The organism is Crocosphaera watsonii WH 8501 (genome assembly GCF_000167195.1).
Lineage (GTDB): Bacteria > Cyanobacteriota > Cyanobacteriia > Cyanobacteriales > Microcystaceae > Crocosphaera > Crocosphaera watsonii.
This window is the reverse complement of sequence record NZ_AADV02000002.1, coordinates 580,189-595,854: the sequence shown is the minus strand read 5'-3', so window position 1 is coordinate 595,854 and position 15,666 is coordinate 580,189. Positions and strand designations below refer to the sequence as shown.

Below are 15,666 nucleotides of genomic sequence, written 5' to 3'. Positions count from 1 at the left end.
AAAAAAGAAGATCAAGATCCCGTTTTTGATTCAATTTTCAATGCTTCTTCTCTAGCTGCCTTAAATTTTGGTAGTGCTTGGGTGATCATTTCATCATTAGCTGTTAAAGAAAGACGAAAATATCCTGGAATTTCTTGGGGAGTTCCAGGGAACACAAATACTTGATAATTAGTGGCTAATAATTCGGCAAAAGCACCATCATCTTCCCAAGGAGATTTAACTAATAAAAAGAAGGTTCCTTGAGGGATATTAACTTCATAACCCATATTCTGTAATTCTGTTACCATACGATCCCTTTTTGCTTGTAATTTATCAAGGTTCAGGTCTAACTTTTCTAAGTCTTCTAATGCGTATTGCATCAAAGCACTGGGAAAACACCAACCAAAATATAAACCTTGTAATTGACCAATTAAGCTTCTTATTTCGGGACGGTTGGGCATAGTTTCAGGGAGAGCAATATAACCTATTCTTTGCCCTGGTGCCATCCAAGTTTTGCTATAACCATAAACTAAAAAAGAATAAGGATAAAATTGGGTTGGACTCAGACACTCTTGGTTATCAAAGATAATACGGCTAAAGGTTTCATCGGAAATTAAATATATTGGTTTACCATAACGTTTAGAAGCTTCAGTTAATATATTTGCTAATTTTTCAAAGGTACTTGCAGAGAAAATTTTCCCAGTGGGATTATGGGGCGAATTAATTAAAATGGCGCGAGTTTTTTCTGTAATAGAATCAGCTATTTTTTCTAAATCCAAATCAAAGGTTTGAGGTTTGACTGGAATACCTATAGGATTAGCTCCTACTGATTGTATCATCTTACGATATCCAAACCAGGGAGGAAGATTAAGAATAACTTCATCATCTTCTTCAGCTAACATTTTTAAACAGATTGCTAAACCGACAATTGTACCATTGGTCATAAAAATATCATCAGGGACAATAGATATACCTCGATGTTTTTTCAATGCTTCTGAGACAATTTTTTTGGTTTCAGGTAAACTTACTTTATAGCCGTACCATCCTATTTTCTGTGGGATAGCATTCTTTTGTAGGGCTTCTACAAAGCCATGTAAAGGCATTTCATGGGAGTCTCCTATGGTAAAATCAAGACTGCCAGGCTCATTTTTCAGACTCATATAAGTTGCTTTCTTATAAAATTTACCTATAGGAGTTTGAGATTCAATAATCTTGAGTAGTTTAGGGGCAATAACATGGGGAAGAAAAGCGTTTTCTTGATTCATTTCTTTGCTTTAATAAAGTATAAAAAGTGATGTTTCTATTTTTTTATCTATCTGTATCTTAAAATTGGTTTCAAGTTAGTCAACAGTTCCAAAAAACACATCTAAATAATGAATTTAACATTTTTACCTGCTCATATTTTAGCAAAAAGAATTCGTGAACGCCATGTTTCTTGTCAAGAAGTGGTCACAGCTTATTTAGAGCGTATTTCTCAATATAATCCTCGACTAAACGCCATTGTCACTTTAGATACAGAGCAAGTTTATCAACAAGGAAAAAAGGCGGATGAAACTTTAGCCAAAGGTGAGCTTATGGGACCTTTACACGGTGTTCCCATAACCATTAAAGATAGTCTAGAAACTCAGGGACTGAAAACAACCTGTAGTTATGAACCTTTAGCTAATTATATTCCCAAAAAAGATGCAACTGTTGTTGCTAAATTAAAAGCAGCAGGAGCTATTATTTTAGGGAAGACAAATACACCTAAATTAACAGTAGATTTTCAAACCAATAGTCCTTTATTTGGTAGGACAAATAACCCTTGGAATTTAGATTATACTCCAGGAGGAAGTACAGGAGGAGGAGCAGCTGCGATCGCTGCTAGATTATCCCCTTTAGAGATAGGAAGTGACTTAGGAGGTTCCCTTCGTGTTCCGGCTCATTTTTGTGGAATTTGTGCCTTAAAACCCACAGAACATAGGGTGTCAACTTTTGGTCATATTCCTGAATTACCGGGTAATCCTCAAACTATTAAACATCTACAAAATGTAGGACCTTTAGCTCACTGTATTGATGATTTACTGTTATGTTTATCTATCATAGAGGGGGTTGATATTCAACAATCATGGGTAAGAGAATTTACTGAAATAATTGACCCCATTAAATCTTTAACATCTTTGCGTTTTGCTTGGATAAAAGGGATTGGAGATATTCCCAGTTGCTCAGAAACTAACCATGCTTTAGAAAGCTTAGGGTTATGCTTAACTGACTTAGGATGTCATGTTGAAAATACTTCTCCTTCTAATCTTGATTGTAGTCAAGCTTGGGAAATATATCAAACAATTTTGAGTTACGAATTTAGAGACTTTTCTCAACAAGATAAATATCCAGATTATAAAATGGCTTTGGAAAAACGGCAGATTTTTATTGATAAGATAGAGCAGTTTTTTGATAACTTTGATGTTTGGTTAATACCGGTTGTTCCTATTCCTGCTTTTCCTCATTGTCCTTCTGGTAGTGACATAGAAATAGAAGGGGAAAAATACCCCTATCTTAGAGCAATTGGTGCTTATACAATCTTGTTCAACTTGACAGGTCATCCTGTGGTTGTGCTACCCTTACAGCTATCATCCCAAGGTTTACCCATTGGTGTTCAATTAGTAGGAAAACGAGGGGCTGATATGACGCTTTTAAATATTGCTAAAAAACTAAGTGAAATTATAAAGATAGCATTTTAAAAAACGAATAAGTATCTGGTTTGAGAATCACCCAAAAAGTATAGGATTACACTGATAAATATTCTTGTCTGTTATAAGATAAAAATTTAAAATCTTAACCCAACAATAATTTCTCATGTCTTTACTTAAAGAAACGCAAAAAGATAGTAGTATTAAAAATATAGACAATAATATTTTAGCAATAACAGAATCATATTTAAAAGAATTTGTTGCTCCTGTTGCATCCGAGATTAATCAATCTTCTGAAGCACTGAATGAAGCTTTACAAGGACTAATAAAGAGATCATTATTATCTATAAAAGTACCTAAAGCTTGGGGCGGATTAGAAGCAGATACGGAAACTTTTTATCATTTTCAACAATTAATTTCTCAATATTCAGGGGCATTAGCCTTTTTACAAGTCCAACATCAAGGGGCAGTTGCATCTATAGTTTACAGTAATAATGAGGCATTAAAAGAGCAATATTTATCAAAAATTGTAGAAGGAAAATTATTATGTGGTTTAGGGTTTTCTCAATTACGGCGTAAAGGAAAACCAATGATTACAGCAACTCCTATGAATGGGGGATATGAAATTAATGGAACTGTCCCTTGGATTACTGGATTTGGTTTTTTTGATGCTTTTTTATTAGGGGCAAGTCTTCCTGATGGTCAGACAATTAGAGCTATGGTTCCTTTTCAAAATAGTCATCAAGATGCAGGGGGTGAATTTCTGGTTAGTGAACCCATGAAATTAGGAGCAATGCAATCAACTAATACGGTAACTGGTACCTTTAAAAATTGGTTTTTACCTTCAGAAAATGTTGTTTCTATGGCTAAAGAAGGGGCTATTCATGAAAATGATAAAAAAATCGTTCTTTTTCCTAGTTTCTTAGTTTTAGGTTGTGCGAAAGCGGGTCTAGATATTGTTAAAAAAGTAGCTCAGACTAAGCAATTAGATTTTATTAATGAAGGGTTTAATCATCTGAATGAAGAATTAAATTACTGTCAGGAAAAAATACAAACAGCCATAACTATAAATTCTCGTTCCTTTGAGGATGATTTAAAATTGAGAGTTTGGGCAATTAACTTAGCCCAACGATGTGCTAATGCAGCAGTAATTGTTTCTAGTGGGGCTGCAAATTATTATAATCATGCTGCTCAAAGGGTATATAAAGAAGCATTAGTGTTTACGGTTTTTGGCCAAACAACTGACATCATGAAAGCAACTTTAGAACAAATGGTTTACAATTAAAATACTGTCTACACCTCCCACACCTCCGATCACTTGAAGAAACAGCCCAACAAAAAAATAAGGGCTGATAAATTAGCACAGAAACTAATTGATCTAGGAATTAATACAGAGGCTATTTAACAATGATTAACACTTCTTTATTACAACTATCTAAAGATGAGTTGAGCAAACCTTTGAGCAAAAGAATTCCTTGTTCAATTGTATTTTATCCTAAAGTTTTTTACACAGAAAAACCAGCAATTATCTATTTACATGACTGGAATAAATATCCTTACACTGCATCAATTTGTTCTCTAGGTAAAGAATTAGCAAATCAAGGCTATGTTTTTATCAGTTTAGGGATATATCGTCGGGGAGTAGAAGGTCAAATGATGGCTATTCCTGATAATGATGTTGATGATATTGATCGAGGAATACAATATTTAAAAGGTAATGGTTGTCATAATATTATTCTTATGGGTGAAGGAATTGGTGCTTTAGGTGTACTAAAATATCAATTAACTAAAGAGGATAATGATATAAAAGGAATTGTGTTAATTCGTCCCTTCCATAGTTTAAATAATTGGCTTAAAAATAAGATAGGGGAAACAAGATATGAAGCGATATTAGAAAAATCTGCACCTGAAGTCATAGAAGGAAACGAAGGGTTATGGGTTGATTTTAAAGTTCCTTATATTGCCGAAGAATCTTTATTAATGTATCAATCTTATGAGTCTTGGTTATCTTGGTGGAGTCCTAATGCTGAAACAAAAATATCTGATTTATTGGCTGAAATATCAACCCCTGTTTTAGCTATTTCTCCCTTACAAGAAATAATTTTAAACAAGATCAATACAAGCATTATTAATCTAGATGAAAAGGAAACAGTGGAAACAGTTGTTGATTCTTGGCTCAATCAATTAGAAGTTGATAAGACAGCTAAGTTTCAGTTAGATGTAACAGAAATGATACCGATTAATGAGATTATTTCTGTTAAAACATCTGATAATCGTTCTTTAATTGGGTTACTTTGGGAAGATGATAGATGTCAGGAAAATAAGACAATTATGATTCATGTTAGAGGAAAAACAGGAACCCCCATTACGGAACCTTTAACCTCACAAATGGCTGAAGTTTATCTTAACAATAAGATAGCAACTTTAGTGATTGAATTACACAGAAGTGGTTATGGTGGTAGTCTAGAATCAGCAGCAGAAATGGATGTAGAAGATATTCATCTTTTTGTTCAATTTATCTTAAAACGAGGCTATACGCACATTATTTTATCTGGGCAAAGTTTAGGGAGTAATAGTATTATGCGCTATTGTGTTCAACATCCTGCTCCGAATATAAAGGCCATGGTTCATTTTGCCCCGACTCAAGATGCTGCAACTTGGTTAACTAAGCATTTGGGTTCTGATAGCTATAATAGTTTATTAGAACAAGCACAAAAAGCCGTAGAGAATGGTCAAGAAAATCTAGGTTTAATTGGGAAACCACCCTATGATAAAATGCTTTCTCCTCATCGTCCGAATGCTTGGTTATCTTGGTGGGGCCCTGATGCAGATACCGCTAATTTAAAGACCATTTCTGAGGTAACGATTCCCATTTTAATGCTTTGTGGTAGTCAAGATTTTTTCAATGATCGACAACGTCTTGATACCCTCAAAGCAGCAGCAATCAATTCACCCCTTACGGATATTATTTGGTATGAGGGATGTGGACATAATTTTGCAAACTTTGAACAACAAGCAGCGAATGATGTTATTAATTGGTTAAAGAAATTGTAGCAACTAAAGTCAGAGTATAGGATAGACGTGAGACGCGGAGTTAGGAGTTCGGGTTTCGGAGTTATGATTTTTTTTGCGAGAGAATTAGGGTTTGATACTTCTGATTTGAGTCAGTTTTCTACAAATTGACTTATATCGAACTCAGGTAGGATAGGGATAACTCTGAAAAGATTAACATTCTTCCTACACTTTACCTTTTATTGAAAAAATACAACTATGATTGTTTCTTTGCAGTTACAAAAAAGACCCGTTTAACATCAGGAACATGACGGGGAGGTAATTTCTTTATATACCTTCCAAAATGAGCATTTTCATCTCCAGGTTGAACTACTGATGCTGTCCAACCATGATCAGCAAATAGGGTTTCTGGTTCATCAAAACCAGAACACCAATGTTGTCTAATTTTAGTATCACCTTCTAATGATTTTCGGTTAAGTAAGTCAGCAGCTATATAACTGTTTTTAGCACTCACATCAGAAGTTGTTTTTAGGAGTTGATTAACCTCGATTTCAGTTAAGTAATATAACAAACCTTCCAATAACCAAATAGAAGGTTGCTCCTGACAATATCCTGATTCTAATAGTAAATGAATCCAAGGAAATCGTAAATCAGCTTTAATACTATGACAATTATTATTAGGAGTAACATCTTGAAGTATAGTATTTTTATAATCTAAAACTTCTGGTTGATCAATTTCATAAATATGAGTATTTTCTGGCCAATTTAAACGCAATGCTCTAGTATCCATTCCTGCACCCAAAAGAATGATTTGATTACACTGAGAAGCTGACTTAATTAAAAAATCATCAAAGAAACGAGTACGAACTGGTATATAGGGTCTTCCTTTTTCTTTTGTAACAATATTTTTTTTAGGATCTAATGCTAAAAACGCTTCTTCTCCTGCTAATTTTCTCGCATAGGGATCTTTAAATAGGGAATTTTCTCGTTCTGTTTCTATTGCACGTTCAGCAGCAATTAATAACGAAGTAAAAGGAACAAATTTTTTTATTTCAGACATGATAACTTCTTTTTTTTGATATTTTAAAATTCAATTAATTTACAGAGAAAAATTTTCAACAGTAAAATAACTCAACTCATATGCTTCATAATACACAATTCCTCGTTTGAGTAATTCATCATTAATTTGCCAATCAACTCCAATTAAAAATGATTTATTTTGCTCCACTGTTTTGGGACAAGTGGCAATAATATTCTCACCAAGGTCTTGTATTAGATAATCTTTATTCAATTCCTTGATTGATTTCCAATTAGTTTTTATTGGTTCAGAAATTACCTGATTAGGTGTCATTTTTTGTAAACTTCCTATCCAGGTTTGATCTGCTTTTTTAAGTTCAGGATAGTTGTTTATGTTTTGTTGAGTATCTTTATTGTTCAAATATTCGATTCCGGTGGAACTATATTCCAATTTTCCAGTTTCATCATATCTAAAATAACAAAGCACTCGTTTATCTTTATGTCGAAACCCAAATTCAAAAATAAAAATTGCATCAGGTTTCACTATTTTAGAACCCCAACAAAAGGTACTATCTAGGAATAAAGCACTGGTTTGAGGTTTTTTATAGATACCATAGTTCTTAACCTCATTGGTTCCATCACTATAAAATAATTCATCCTGGTGGGTTATTTCACTTTGATCTTGATTCACATGAAGATGAGTAATAACATCCCAAGTTCTAATCACTTTCCCCTCTGGAGAATAGCGTTTTTTGCTTCCTTTCCAATCTCCAGTATGATAGTTACAGAAATTATTCCAATTTTTAAGTTGTAGATTCATAACACTGTTCAGATAAAAATTGTTGACTATATTATAGTGGATATAGATTTTTTAGGTATTAATCAATGACAAATCCATCCATTAGCGGATTATATGAAATTGCCATCGGTATCACAGCAGCAGATGAAAGCAATGTAATCAATTATTGGGACAAGTTTGGGTTTACGGTTAATCTCTCTGGAAACCTGGATAGAGAAGCAGCTAAAAAGTTGTATGGGGTTGACTCTAATGTTCGTCTAATGTTCGTTCTCTGCGTCTTCAGAATAAGGTCACAGATAGAAGTTTATTGCGTCTGATGATTTGGGATAACCCTGTGAACGAAGGATTAGGATTAAGTCCTTTAAAAGTAGTAGGAAGTCGTTGGGGAACTTCTTTATGTTTAGATGTGTTTAATGTTGCTAATCATGCAGAAGATGGACAAGCTTTGGGACTTCCGATATATTATGTTCCTCCCCAACGCAATTTAATTAATCGTCCTGAAAATTTTACCCCGTTTTATCAAGCTAACCCCTGTGTTCATGAAATGGTTTTAATTCAACCCTTAACCCGACAAGTTATCTTTCAACGTCATGATTATCATCGGCCTAATTCTGGTATTGTTAACCCAGATTCTTATTTTAAAGCATCTGAATTTGTTCATGCTGGACTCATTGTTGACTGTGAGAGTGAAAGGTTAGATTTCTATGATCAAGTCTTAGGGTTAGTTCGTACTTTGGATAATGTTGAAAGTGGATATAGTCTCGCTTCTCGTAACATACTGGAAGTAAAAAAAGAAAATCCAGATGAAAGAATGTTTAACACTTATTTTACTGCTCCTGGTTATGATTTGAAAGAAAAAAATCAAGTTCACTCAGGTAATTTTGAAGTGTTACGTTTAGAAGGAAATTTAGAGAACAAACAGACCTATTCTCGTCCTGGTTGTTTAGGAACCTCTTTATATACTTTAAAAGTTACTGATATTGACTCATATCATCAAAAAGTTAGTAATAGTGAAGCAACAGAAGTTACAGAAATCATTGTTAATGAGTTTGCAGAAAAAAGCTTTTCTTTTGTTGCTCCTGATGGATATTTTTGGACGTTATTACAAAGTTAAATATCTCAATTTACTGTAAATGTAACCCCCCATCAATCGGTACAGCAACCCCAGTAATAAATGCAGCTTTTGGAGAACATAAAAAGGCCACTAATTGACCGATTTCTGTTGGAGAACACCAGCGTTGCATGGGCGTATTTTTAATGGTTTGCTGCATCATTTCACTATCAACTCCACCAAATTTTTCGGTTACACTATTCCAAGCTTCTGTCTTAGTAAACCCAGGAATAACTACATTAACAGTAATCTGTCTTGCTGCTAATGTTTTGGCGTAATATCTAGTTAAAAATTCCACCACTGTTTTCCCTGTTCCCGGCAAAATATAAGCGAGTTTTGGGGTTTGATTCATATTACATCCTGGGGAAGAAGTAGCGACAATATAACCATTCCCATCTTCCATATAATTAACGGCTTTTTCTACACAACGAATAAAGCATTTAGGATAAACGTTCTGATAATATTCATATTGAGCTAAACTGGTAAAATTACCATCTGCTAATAATTTACTTTGTTGATCTGCTGCTGCTTTGGCCTCTTCTGATGCAGGAGTAGTAGTCGTTCCTAAATATAACCCTGCATTATGAACCAATGCCGTTAATTTACCTTCAAAGTTGCTTTCTAAACAAGCAAAAAATTTATCTACGGTTTCTGCTTCGGCCACATCTCCTTTGACAGTATATACCTTGATTTTGTATTCAGCTTCTAATGTTTTCTTTGCTTCCTCTGCTGCCGTTTCATTACTATTAAACCCTAGAATCAGATGATATCCTTCTGTGGCCAGTTGTTGAGAAATACCCAAACCAATACCACGAGTTCCTCCGGTAACAATTGCTACTTTCTTTATCATAATTCTTATATTTTTTGGTAAATATGGATTTATTATGTCCTTGAGGATATATTATATACAGAATTGATCAGATAATTCAAGTTTTTTGAGGAAGTAAAATGGTGGGTCTGAAAGAAAAAAATTGGAAAAATTTTACCGATCAACATTTGTATGATTGGTATGGTATTTGGACAAGATATACACCAACAGGAGGGATACAAGAATCATTTCGTAGTCTGAGACATTTTGAAGGTAATGCTGACAAGACAGAAATTTATCAGCTAAATCAATATATTTATGCTGAAGATGATGTTAAAGAACAAAGGTGGAATTTTAATGAGAGAGAAAATAGTTTATTTGATGGGATGTTTCATCCTCAAGCTGAGTTCATGCGGGGTTATTTCTTTCCTTCTGGTCATTCTATTTGGGCAACAACTCAGTTAAAATCAGAAACCTATTTTGCAATGGAGTTATTTTTTAGATACCAAAGTCTCAGACATAGTGTTGGTATCGTTTATGATGACCAAGGAAACTTATTTAGAACTGCTAATATTCGAGAAGATTCGACTGCTTATCCTTCTTCCTATTGGTCAACAGATTTAGAACAATTATCCCAACGAAATCTAGAAAAAAATTGGACAGGAACATCTATAACCATTACTTCTGATTTAGAAATTTCTGAACCTATTTCTACTCAATTTCGTTGGGATAGGGAAGGACATCAATTGTTCTATTTACCCGATGGTGTTTCTATTAGCTGTCCCGAAAAAGTAACTGTGGGGACTTCTTTTGATTGTGTGGTTAATTGGTTAATTAATGACAACGAAATGCACCAATTAATTTCCAGTTATGATGCAACTGGAAAGTTTCAATCTTTAACCTTTGAAAAGTATGGGTTGAAACAATAATTATTAACCTCTAAATTAAGGTATCAGCATAAATAAACTGATATCCCTCTTGTTTAATTTTACTGTTATCAACCCTAGCATTTAGGGAACTAAAGGAAGGTTTACTATCGTCCCAATAAACTCGTTCTAATTGTTGGCGATCGCAGATTAAATCACACAACTCTTTGCTGTTCAATTTCATATCATTAACCAAATTATAAACTCCATGACATCCTTTTTCTTGTACAAATTCAATTCCCTTAACGATATCCTCTAAATGTATCCAAGCAACATAATTCTCTCCATTTCCTGGTAAGGTTTTACCAGCCATTCTTCCTAGTCTTTTATTTAACTTTCTACCTGGTCCATAAATACCTCCTAAACGTAACAAACAAACCTTAATATCTTCTCGTTTTAAACCTAAAATAATGTTTTCTGCTTCCACTAAAACTTTGCCATAATCACTCTCAGTATCTAAAGGTGAAGTTTCATCTACCCATTCCCCTTTTTTGTCTCCATAAACGGAACCACTGGTAAGATAAATAACCTGTTTAACAGTTGAATTATTGTTTAATACAGTAACTAAATTTTTCGCTGTGGGTATATAAGTTTGTGCATAAACTTCTGCGCTGACTTGGCGATCGCTAATAGGGGCAATACTGACTAAAATTGTCTCTTGATCTTCTACAACTTTTTCTATGGCTTCTAAGTTATCACCCCTGACAACAACAGGATTATGAGTGATATTTTCTAAGTCCGAAATTTTCTCTTCTCTGGTGGTTGTTCCTGTGACAATATAACCCTGTTGGTACCAATAACTGGCCACAGCTTTCCCTACATAACCACAACCAATGATTGCTACTTTTTTACCTATTTTCTCTTTTTTTTGTTCACCAATAGAGGTAGAAGATAGAGAAGATATGTTATTATTAGGTTTGAGATTTTGCTTATCTATAGTTTGCATTCTGAGAATTTTTTGTATTTTTTCTTAATATAACAAGACTTTTTCAGTGTAGCAAAGATTAAAATCAATGATCTGCTAGTTTTGGTAATTAAATTAAGATAAGCTGATAAAATAAGCTATTATATATTTAATATACTTATCACAAAGCGGTCTTTACAAACGTTAACATAATTTTTGTTTTTCCTGATTTTGCCCAAATTTGCCAGATTCTTGACTTTTGGTTAATTTCGTTTTATGATAGTGGAGGTATATGTTAGAAGTGGTGTAGCCAAAAATATCCTTAAGCCTTGAAACCTAGTTCCTGTCTGGGTTTTAATTTTTAGAAGTTGTTGCGATCGCATTCAAAGTAACTACTTGAAGCAACTTTTTTTACTAGAACTGATAAACTATAAATAAGAATTATAAAGTGAGCTTGACAAAAAGCCGTTTATATAGTAAGCTTTATCGATTTTAAAAATGTAAGTTGTAGGGTGGGCAATCTTTATAATATGAGTGCATTAAGGTTTAATTTGTCATTGCCCACCTTGACTTTATTATTAAGGGGAGAAGAGCAAAAATGCTTCAATTAGCGACTAAAATCTATTCTTTTGAGGAATATCTAACTTATGATGATGGCACAGATAATAAGTATGAAACTTATATCAATAGGGAGTGGACTCCATGGTTTAATTTTGCACTTTGTTTTTAACATTTTAGACCAAGAAATCGATAAAATCAAACAGCAATGGAAAGTAATGCCTGGAACTGTTGGGGTAAGAACAGCAAAGAATAAATCAAGAATACCCGATTTAGTTATTTTATCAGAAACCCAGTGTCAAGAAATTAGAGAGATGTCCACAGCAGTTTTAGAGTCTCCTCCCCTTTTAGCAGTAGAAATAGTTAGTTCTAATAATCCCGATGATGACTATCATTATAAGCGATCTGAATATGCAGTAAGAGAGATTCCTGAATATTGGATAATTGATCCAAAAACAAAAAAAGTATCAATTTTGTTGTTAGTTTCTGGATTTTATGAAGTAGCAGAGTTTACACAAGAACAAGAAATAAAATCTTCTCTTTTCCCTGAATTAAAGTTAACTTTAAAGCAAATATTTGAACTTTAAAGAAATTAATTATCTCTTGTATTTTTCCTAACAAAAATAAAAAGAATATCTCTAACTGGTATAATTATTTAAGTTTAGCTTGCATCTTTTTATCTTGTTGACGATATATTTCTTTTTCTCTTGTAATAAAGATATCTGCCAAACTATTATAAGCTTCCGTCCAAGCTTCCATAACTTCTGGAGTAGCAGCATCCCCTAAAATATCTTTCATTGCTGCCAATAAACATTCCCCTATTACTGGATATTGTTCAGCAATAACACGGGTATTAACATGAGCATGGGCAATCTGTTCAACAGCATTACCCAACTTTTCTAATTCATTGGACTTTGGACAAAAAAAGTTTGTTAGCGTACATTTTACGCTAAACTAAAATCCCAAAATATCGGCTCTGTATCAGTCAATAAAATTGGCTGACAAATAGGGCTAATCTATAGATTCTGAGGAAAACTAAGGAGCTTTTAAGTTTTCAGTTGATTTTTTGCTCCCTTTCTTGATAACATCATGACGAGTTCGTGGGGCTTTTTTGTAACCTTTAATACGTCCGGAAGAAAAACCTCGACGTTTGGGAAATTTGGCGAAAGTCCCCAAGGTCGTAATTATTATTGAAAAGTCTCTTTGAACTAGACTAGGGGTGATTTTGATGGATTTATTAGTCTTCAAATACTGTTCCCAATCACGGGGTAAAACCACAGATAATTTTCTGGCAGCCCACAAATTTACATAAGAAAGAAGTGTTAGTTTAAACCAATTTTCTTCATGATGTACATCGGGAGTTAAATAAGATGTCATCAATAATCTTTGTTTACCAAATCGAAAAAGATGTTCCATGTCATAACGTTGTCGATAACACTGATAACAATCAACTAAACTTAACTCATCGCGCCGAGAACCAATAACAATAAGCCACATAGGTTTCCAAATACTATTTCTTTCTTGATCTCTGACAACAATCTGGAGTAAAGTAAAGGGGTGATTGTTCATTTTATAGTTTTTAGTTCCTCTCATTAACATCTGTTTCCATCCCGAAATAGTCACTGTTAATTGACGACCTTTTTTCGTTGTAAAGGGAACATGATGAACTTCATCAGGTTCAGTCCAAGTTTGGTTATCTTTAAGGTCAAATTTATCCCCATACCAACGGGGATGTCCCGAAGTTTTGGCTTGATTTGGGTCCCGAATAAATTGACGATAAAAAACTCGGTCACTTCTAACTCTTGTAATAGTAACTACGTCTTCATGCTTAACTTGTTCCCCAATAAAATCCTTTTGGCTGTAGTCACTATCAGCCACTAAGACAGATAATCTATCAGAAAATAAAGAACTTTGCCAGATTTTTTTTAGTTGTTGATTGCCTTGATTTACTCCTTTATGTTTAGAGGGGACTCGCTCTCCTGATAAGGGGACAGCCCAAGGGACTTTTTCTGTGTCTATTTGGTCAGGTAAAGCGCAGACAACGGAATAACAATGTCCAATATTAATGGGTTTATTTCCCTTAATTGGATTGGGGTAATGAATAAAGCTTTTATCCGCTAACGTTTCGGCAAACCGTCGTGGACAGGGAGTTGTGTCAATACCAAATAAGTTATAATGTTTTGAAGTGGGAGGAATTGTTCTCGATACCGCTGAAAATAAAGTCTCAATTCTCTGTTCATAATTAGGGTCAGTTTGAGTGGGTAAAAACTCTTGAATTCCTCTATATAAACTGTTATAATCTCTTCTAAATAAAGGATTGAGAGACAATTCAACGACTGAGTGAGCTTGTTGGTTACTGGAGAGGGCATCGAGTAATTCTATAATAGTTTCTTTTCTAGCTTTTAGTCCTTGGAAGAGGTTAGACCTCCACACCAGGAATTCCTCGACAGACGTAGCCGTTTCATTTTTGGTCATTTTTAAAATTTATTACCTTATAAATTAGCGGAATATATACGCTAACATCAAAAGAGGTTGTTTGTTACAGTTAAGGCTAATGTCATCACATTCCGAACTTAAGACCAGTCAAGATGTCCACCTGAGAGCCAAACAAATTAAGAGTCTAATTCGCTCTCTTAAACAGAAAATAAAGAAAATTGAACGGGAAGGGGAAGTAGCACCAGCTAATTGTCATATTATTCGTTATCAGGTTAATGGAAAGGGAACAATCTACTGGTATTATAAACTACAGGCTGCTGAATCAATTTTTCCTATGGCCACTAATAATGAGAAAAAAACCAAATATAAATATTTAGGACGAGCCGGAAGTTCTGCTCATATTGATGCTGTAGAAAAACTCACTAGAAGAAATCTCATTGATGAATTAGAACGAGTCATTCAATCTCTAACTGAAAGCTACTTAGATATCTATATTGGAACCGAAACTGAATGAAGCTATTTAATATTTAAAATCCCCTAAAAAGATGGAAAGAGAGTTTTTAAAATCACCTTAATTCTCTATTTTAGCTCTGGAGATATGTTTAGCGTAAAATTTAAGCTAACAATTGTTTTTTATCCAAAGTCCAATAATAGAGCATGGATTCAGATATAATAGAAAATAACAGAAACGATGGCCATCTATGTACGCAATTAAAAGAGAATTAAAGCTGAATAACAAAGAAAAGAGCTTTTTTGCTGGCTGTGCTGGCTTCTCTCGCTTTGTGTACAGTCATGGACTATCTTTACTAAAATCCACCTGGGATATTCCCGAAATTTCTGGCAGTGACTCAAAACGGTTAGATGCTATAAAGAAAGTCTTTACAAACATTACTAAAAAGCAGACAGAATATTTATGGACAAATAAATATTCATCTCGCATCTATCAGAATGCGTTTAGAGACTTGAAAAAAGCATTTTCTCGTTGGAGAGAGCCTAAAATAAAAGCAGAATTACCTCGTTTCAAAAAGAAGAAACATAACTGTAGTTTTACAGTAGATAGTTCTAATGGTAAGGTATTAGTTACGGAGGGAAAAAAGATAAAAATTCCTACATTGGGAACTTTCAGATTAAAAGAATCCATCCCTTATAATTGTGTTTCTCAGACTTTTACTATTTCAAGAGAAGCAGGAAAATGGTATGTAAGTTTTGCCGTTTCAGCATCTTATATACCCGAGATGAAACACAGATATAAGAAAGTAGGAATTGATTTAGGAATAAAAACTTTTGCTACTCTTAGTGACGGAAACACCTTTGAATCTCCATCTTCCATAAAAAAAGCGAAAACCAAGCTAGGAAAGATACAGTGGAGAAACAGGAATAAGGTGCTAGTGCAGCTTGGCGAAAGTAATCCACCAGATTTTTACAGAAACTTTCGTGACTAGCCACG

15 protein-coding genes and 1 pseudogene are annotated in these 15,666 nt (G+C 34.0%); 9 read left to right on the top strand and 7 right to left on the bottom strand.

The genetic code is table 11. The features are described from left to right. Nucleotides 1–11: 11 nt before the first annotated feature. Nucleotides 12–1,244 (bottom strand): aminotransferase class I/II-fold pyridoxal phosphate-dependent enzyme, encoded by a 1,233-nt coding sequence (locus CWATDRAFT_RS06430; RefSeq protein ID WP_007304245.1) that lies wholly within the window; start codon nt 1,242–1,244, stop codon nt 12–14. Nucleotides 1,245–1,352: 108 nt separating this feature from the next. Between CWATDRAFT_RS06430 and CWATDRAFT_RS06425 the strand changes: the two genes are divergently transcribed. The 3 genes from CWATDRAFT_RS06425 to CWATDRAFT_RS06415 all read left to right on the top strand — a co-directional run bounded on the left by CWATDRAFT_RS06425 (nt 1,353) and on the right by CWATDRAFT_RS06415 (nt 5,702). Next, nucleotides 1,353–2,699, top strand: a complete 1,347-nt coding sequence (locus tag CWATDRAFT_RS06425) for an amidase (RefSeq protein WP_007304244.1) — start codon at nt 1,353–1,355, stop codon at nt 2,697–2,699. Between the two features lie 115 nt (nt 2,700–2,814). Next, nucleotides 2,815–3,933, top strand: a complete 1,119-nt coding sequence (locus tag CWATDRAFT_RS06420) for an acyl-CoA dehydrogenase family protein (RefSeq protein WP_007304243.1) — start codon at nt 2,815–2,817, stop codon at nt 3,931–3,933. Between the two features lie 122 nt (nt 3,934–4,055). Then, nucleotides 4,056–5,702, top strand: coding sequence for an alpha/beta hydrolase (locus CWATDRAFT_RS06415; protein WP_007304242.1), 1,647 nt, complete (start codon nt 4,056–4,058; stop codon nt 5,700–5,702). Nucleotides 5,703–5,916: 214 nt separating this feature from the next. Here the strand turns inward: CWATDRAFT_RS06415 and CWATDRAFT_RS06410 are convergent, their stop codons facing one another. Both CWATDRAFT_RS06410 and CWATDRAFT_RS06405 read right to left on the bottom strand, forming a co-directional pair. After that, on the bottom strand, nt 5,917–6,720 hold the full coding sequence (locus tag CWATDRAFT_RS06410) for an SAM-dependent methyltransferase (RefSeq protein ID WP_007304241.1): 804 nt from the start codon (nt 6,718–6,720) through the stop codon (nt 5,917–5,919). 39 nt (nt 6,721–6,759) lie between these two features. Then, nucleotides 6,760–7,497, bottom strand: coding sequence for a DUF3598 family protein (locus tag CWATDRAFT_RS06405; protein ID WP_007304240.1), 738 nt, complete (start codon nt 7,495–7,497; stop codon nt 6,760–6,762). A 65-nt stretch (nt 7,498–7,562) separates the two neighbouring features. On the opposite strand from CWATDRAFT_RS06405, the gene CWATDRAFT_RS38285 reads away from it, so the two are divergent. Then, nucleotides 7,563–7,793: a hypothetical protein gene (locus CWATDRAFT_RS38285; protein ID WP_050018336.1), complete on the top strand. Its 231-nt coding sequence runs from the start codon at nt 7,563–7,565 to the stop codon at nt 7,791–7,793. Nucleotides 7,794–7,810: 17 nt separating this feature from the next. After that, a complete protein-coding gene (locus CWATDRAFT_RS06400) occupies nt 7,811–8,590 on the top strand; it encodes a hypothetical protein (RefSeq protein ID WP_198138935.1) in 780 nt (259 codons plus the stop codon). 10 nt (nt 8,591–8,600) lie between these two features. On the opposite strand, the gene CWATDRAFT_RS06395 is transcribed toward CWATDRAFT_RS06400, so the two are convergent. Further along, nucleotides 8,601–9,437, bottom strand: a complete 837-nt coding sequence (locus CWATDRAFT_RS06395) for an SDR family NAD(P)-dependent oxidoreductase (protein ID WP_007304238.1) — start codon at nt 9,435–9,437, stop codon at nt 8,601–8,603. A 98-nt stretch (nt 9,438–9,535) separates the two neighbouring features. Here CWATDRAFT_RS06395 and CWATDRAFT_RS06390 point away from each other — a divergent pair, with 98 nt between their 5' ends. Continuing rightward, entirely contained in the window at nt 9,536–10,324 is a 789-nt protein-coding gene (locus CWATDRAFT_RS06390; RefSeq protein ID WP_007304237.1) for a DUF3598 family protein, read from the top strand. Between the two features lie 10 nt (nt 10,325–10,334). Here CWATDRAFT_RS06390 and CWATDRAFT_RS06385 read toward each other — a convergent pair whose 3' ends face one another. Continuing rightward, the gene (locus CWATDRAFT_RS06385; RefSeq protein ID WP_007304236.1) at nt 10,335–11,267 is read right to left on the bottom strand and encodes an SDR family oxidoreductase; all 933 of its coding nucleotides are present in this window, start codon (nt 11,265–11,267) and stop codon (nt 10,335–10,337) included. A 556-nt stretch (nt 11,268–11,823) separates the two neighbouring features. Here CWATDRAFT_RS06385 and CWATDRAFT_RS06380 point away from each other — a divergent pair. Further along, nucleotides 11,824–12,370: pseudogene (locus tag CWATDRAFT_RS06380) on the top strand (Uma2 family endonuclease). 64 nt (nt 12,371–12,434) lie between these two features. Here CWATDRAFT_RS06380 and CWATDRAFT_RS06375 read toward each other — a convergent pair. Both CWATDRAFT_RS06375 and CWATDRAFT_RS06370 read right to left on the bottom strand, forming a co-directional pair. After that, entirely contained in the window at nt 12,435–12,677 is a 243-nt protein-coding gene (locus tag CWATDRAFT_RS06375; protein ID WP_007304234.1) for a globin domain-containing protein, read from the bottom strand. Between the two features lie 141 nt (nt 12,678–12,818). Continuing rightward, nucleotides 12,819–14,258: an NF041680 family putative transposase gene (locus tag CWATDRAFT_RS06370; RefSeq protein ID WP_007304233.1), complete on the bottom strand. Its 1,440-nt coding sequence runs from the start codon at nt 14,256–14,258 to the stop codon at nt 12,819–12,821. Between the two features lie 79 nt (nt 14,259–14,337). Here CWATDRAFT_RS06370 and CWATDRAFT_RS06365 point away from each other — a divergent pair, with 79 nt between their 5' ends. Continuing rightward, entirely contained in the window at nt 14,338–14,733 is a 396-nt protein-coding gene (locus tag CWATDRAFT_RS06365) for a hypothetical protein (protein WP_007303072.1), read from the top strand. Nucleotides 14,734–14,920: 187 nt separating this feature from the next. Beyond that, complete coding sequence (locus CWATDRAFT_RS06360; RefSeq protein WP_007304232.1) at nt 14,921–15,661, top strand: RNA-guided endonuclease InsQ/TnpB family protein; 741 nt, start codon at nt 14,921–14,923, stop codon at nt 15,659–15,661. The last annotated feature ends 5 nt before the right edge of the window (nt 15,662–15,666 follow it).

Bases quoted from the DNA above. Each gene is read 5' to 3' on its own strand.
- CWATDRAFT_RS38285 (WP_050018336.1), top strand. From the start codon at position 7,563: ATGACAAATCCATCCATTAGCGGATTATATGAAATTGCCATCGGTATC.
- CWATDRAFT_RS06390 (WP_007304237.1), top strand. From the start codon at position 9,536: ATGGTGGGTCTGAAAGAAAAAAATTGGAAAAATTTTACCGATCAACAT.
- CWATDRAFT_RS06415 (WP_007304242.1), top strand. From the start codon at position 4,056: ATGATTAACACTTCTTTATTACAACTATCTAAAGATGAGTTGAGCAAA.
- CWATDRAFT_RS06425 (WP_007304244.1), top strand. From the start codon at position 1,353: ATGAATTTAACATTTTTACCTGCTCATATTTTAGCAAAAAGAATTCGT.
- CWATDRAFT_RS06420 (WP_007304243.1), top strand. From the start codon at position 2,815: ATGTCTTTACTTAAAGAAACGCAAAAAGATAGTAGTATTAAAAATATA.
- CWATDRAFT_RS06410 (WP_007304241.1), bottom strand. From the start codon at position 6,720: ATGTCTGAAATAAAAAAATTTGTTCCTTTTACTTCGTTATTAATTGCT.
- CWATDRAFT_RS06385 (WP_007304236.1), bottom strand. From the start codon at position 11,267: ATGCAAACTATAGATAAGCAAAATCTCAAACCTAATAATAACATATCT.
- CWATDRAFT_RS06360 (WP_007304232.1), top strand. From the start codon at position 14,921: ATGTACGCAATTAAAAGAGAATTAAAGCTGAATAACAAAGAAAAGAGC.
- CWATDRAFT_RS06395 (WP_007304238.1), bottom strand. From the start codon at position 9,437: ATGATAAAGAAAGTAGCAATTGTTACCGGAGGAACTCGTGGTATTGGT.
- CWATDRAFT_RS06430 (WP_007304245.1), bottom strand. From the start codon at position 1,244: ATGAATCAAGAAAACGCTTTTCTTCCCCATGTTATTGCCCCTAAACTA.
- CWATDRAFT_RS06365 (WP_007303072.1), top strand. From the start codon at position 14,338: ATGTCATCACATTCCGAACTTAAGACCAGTCAAGATGTCCACCTGAGA.
- CWATDRAFT_RS06405 (WP_007304240.1), bottom strand. From the start codon at position 7,497: ATGAATCTACAACTTAAAAATTGGAATAATTTCTGTAACTATCATACT.
- CWATDRAFT_RS06370 (WP_007304233.1), bottom strand. From the start codon at position 14,258: ATGACCAAAAATGAAACGGCTACGTCTGTCGAGGAATTCCTGGTGTGG.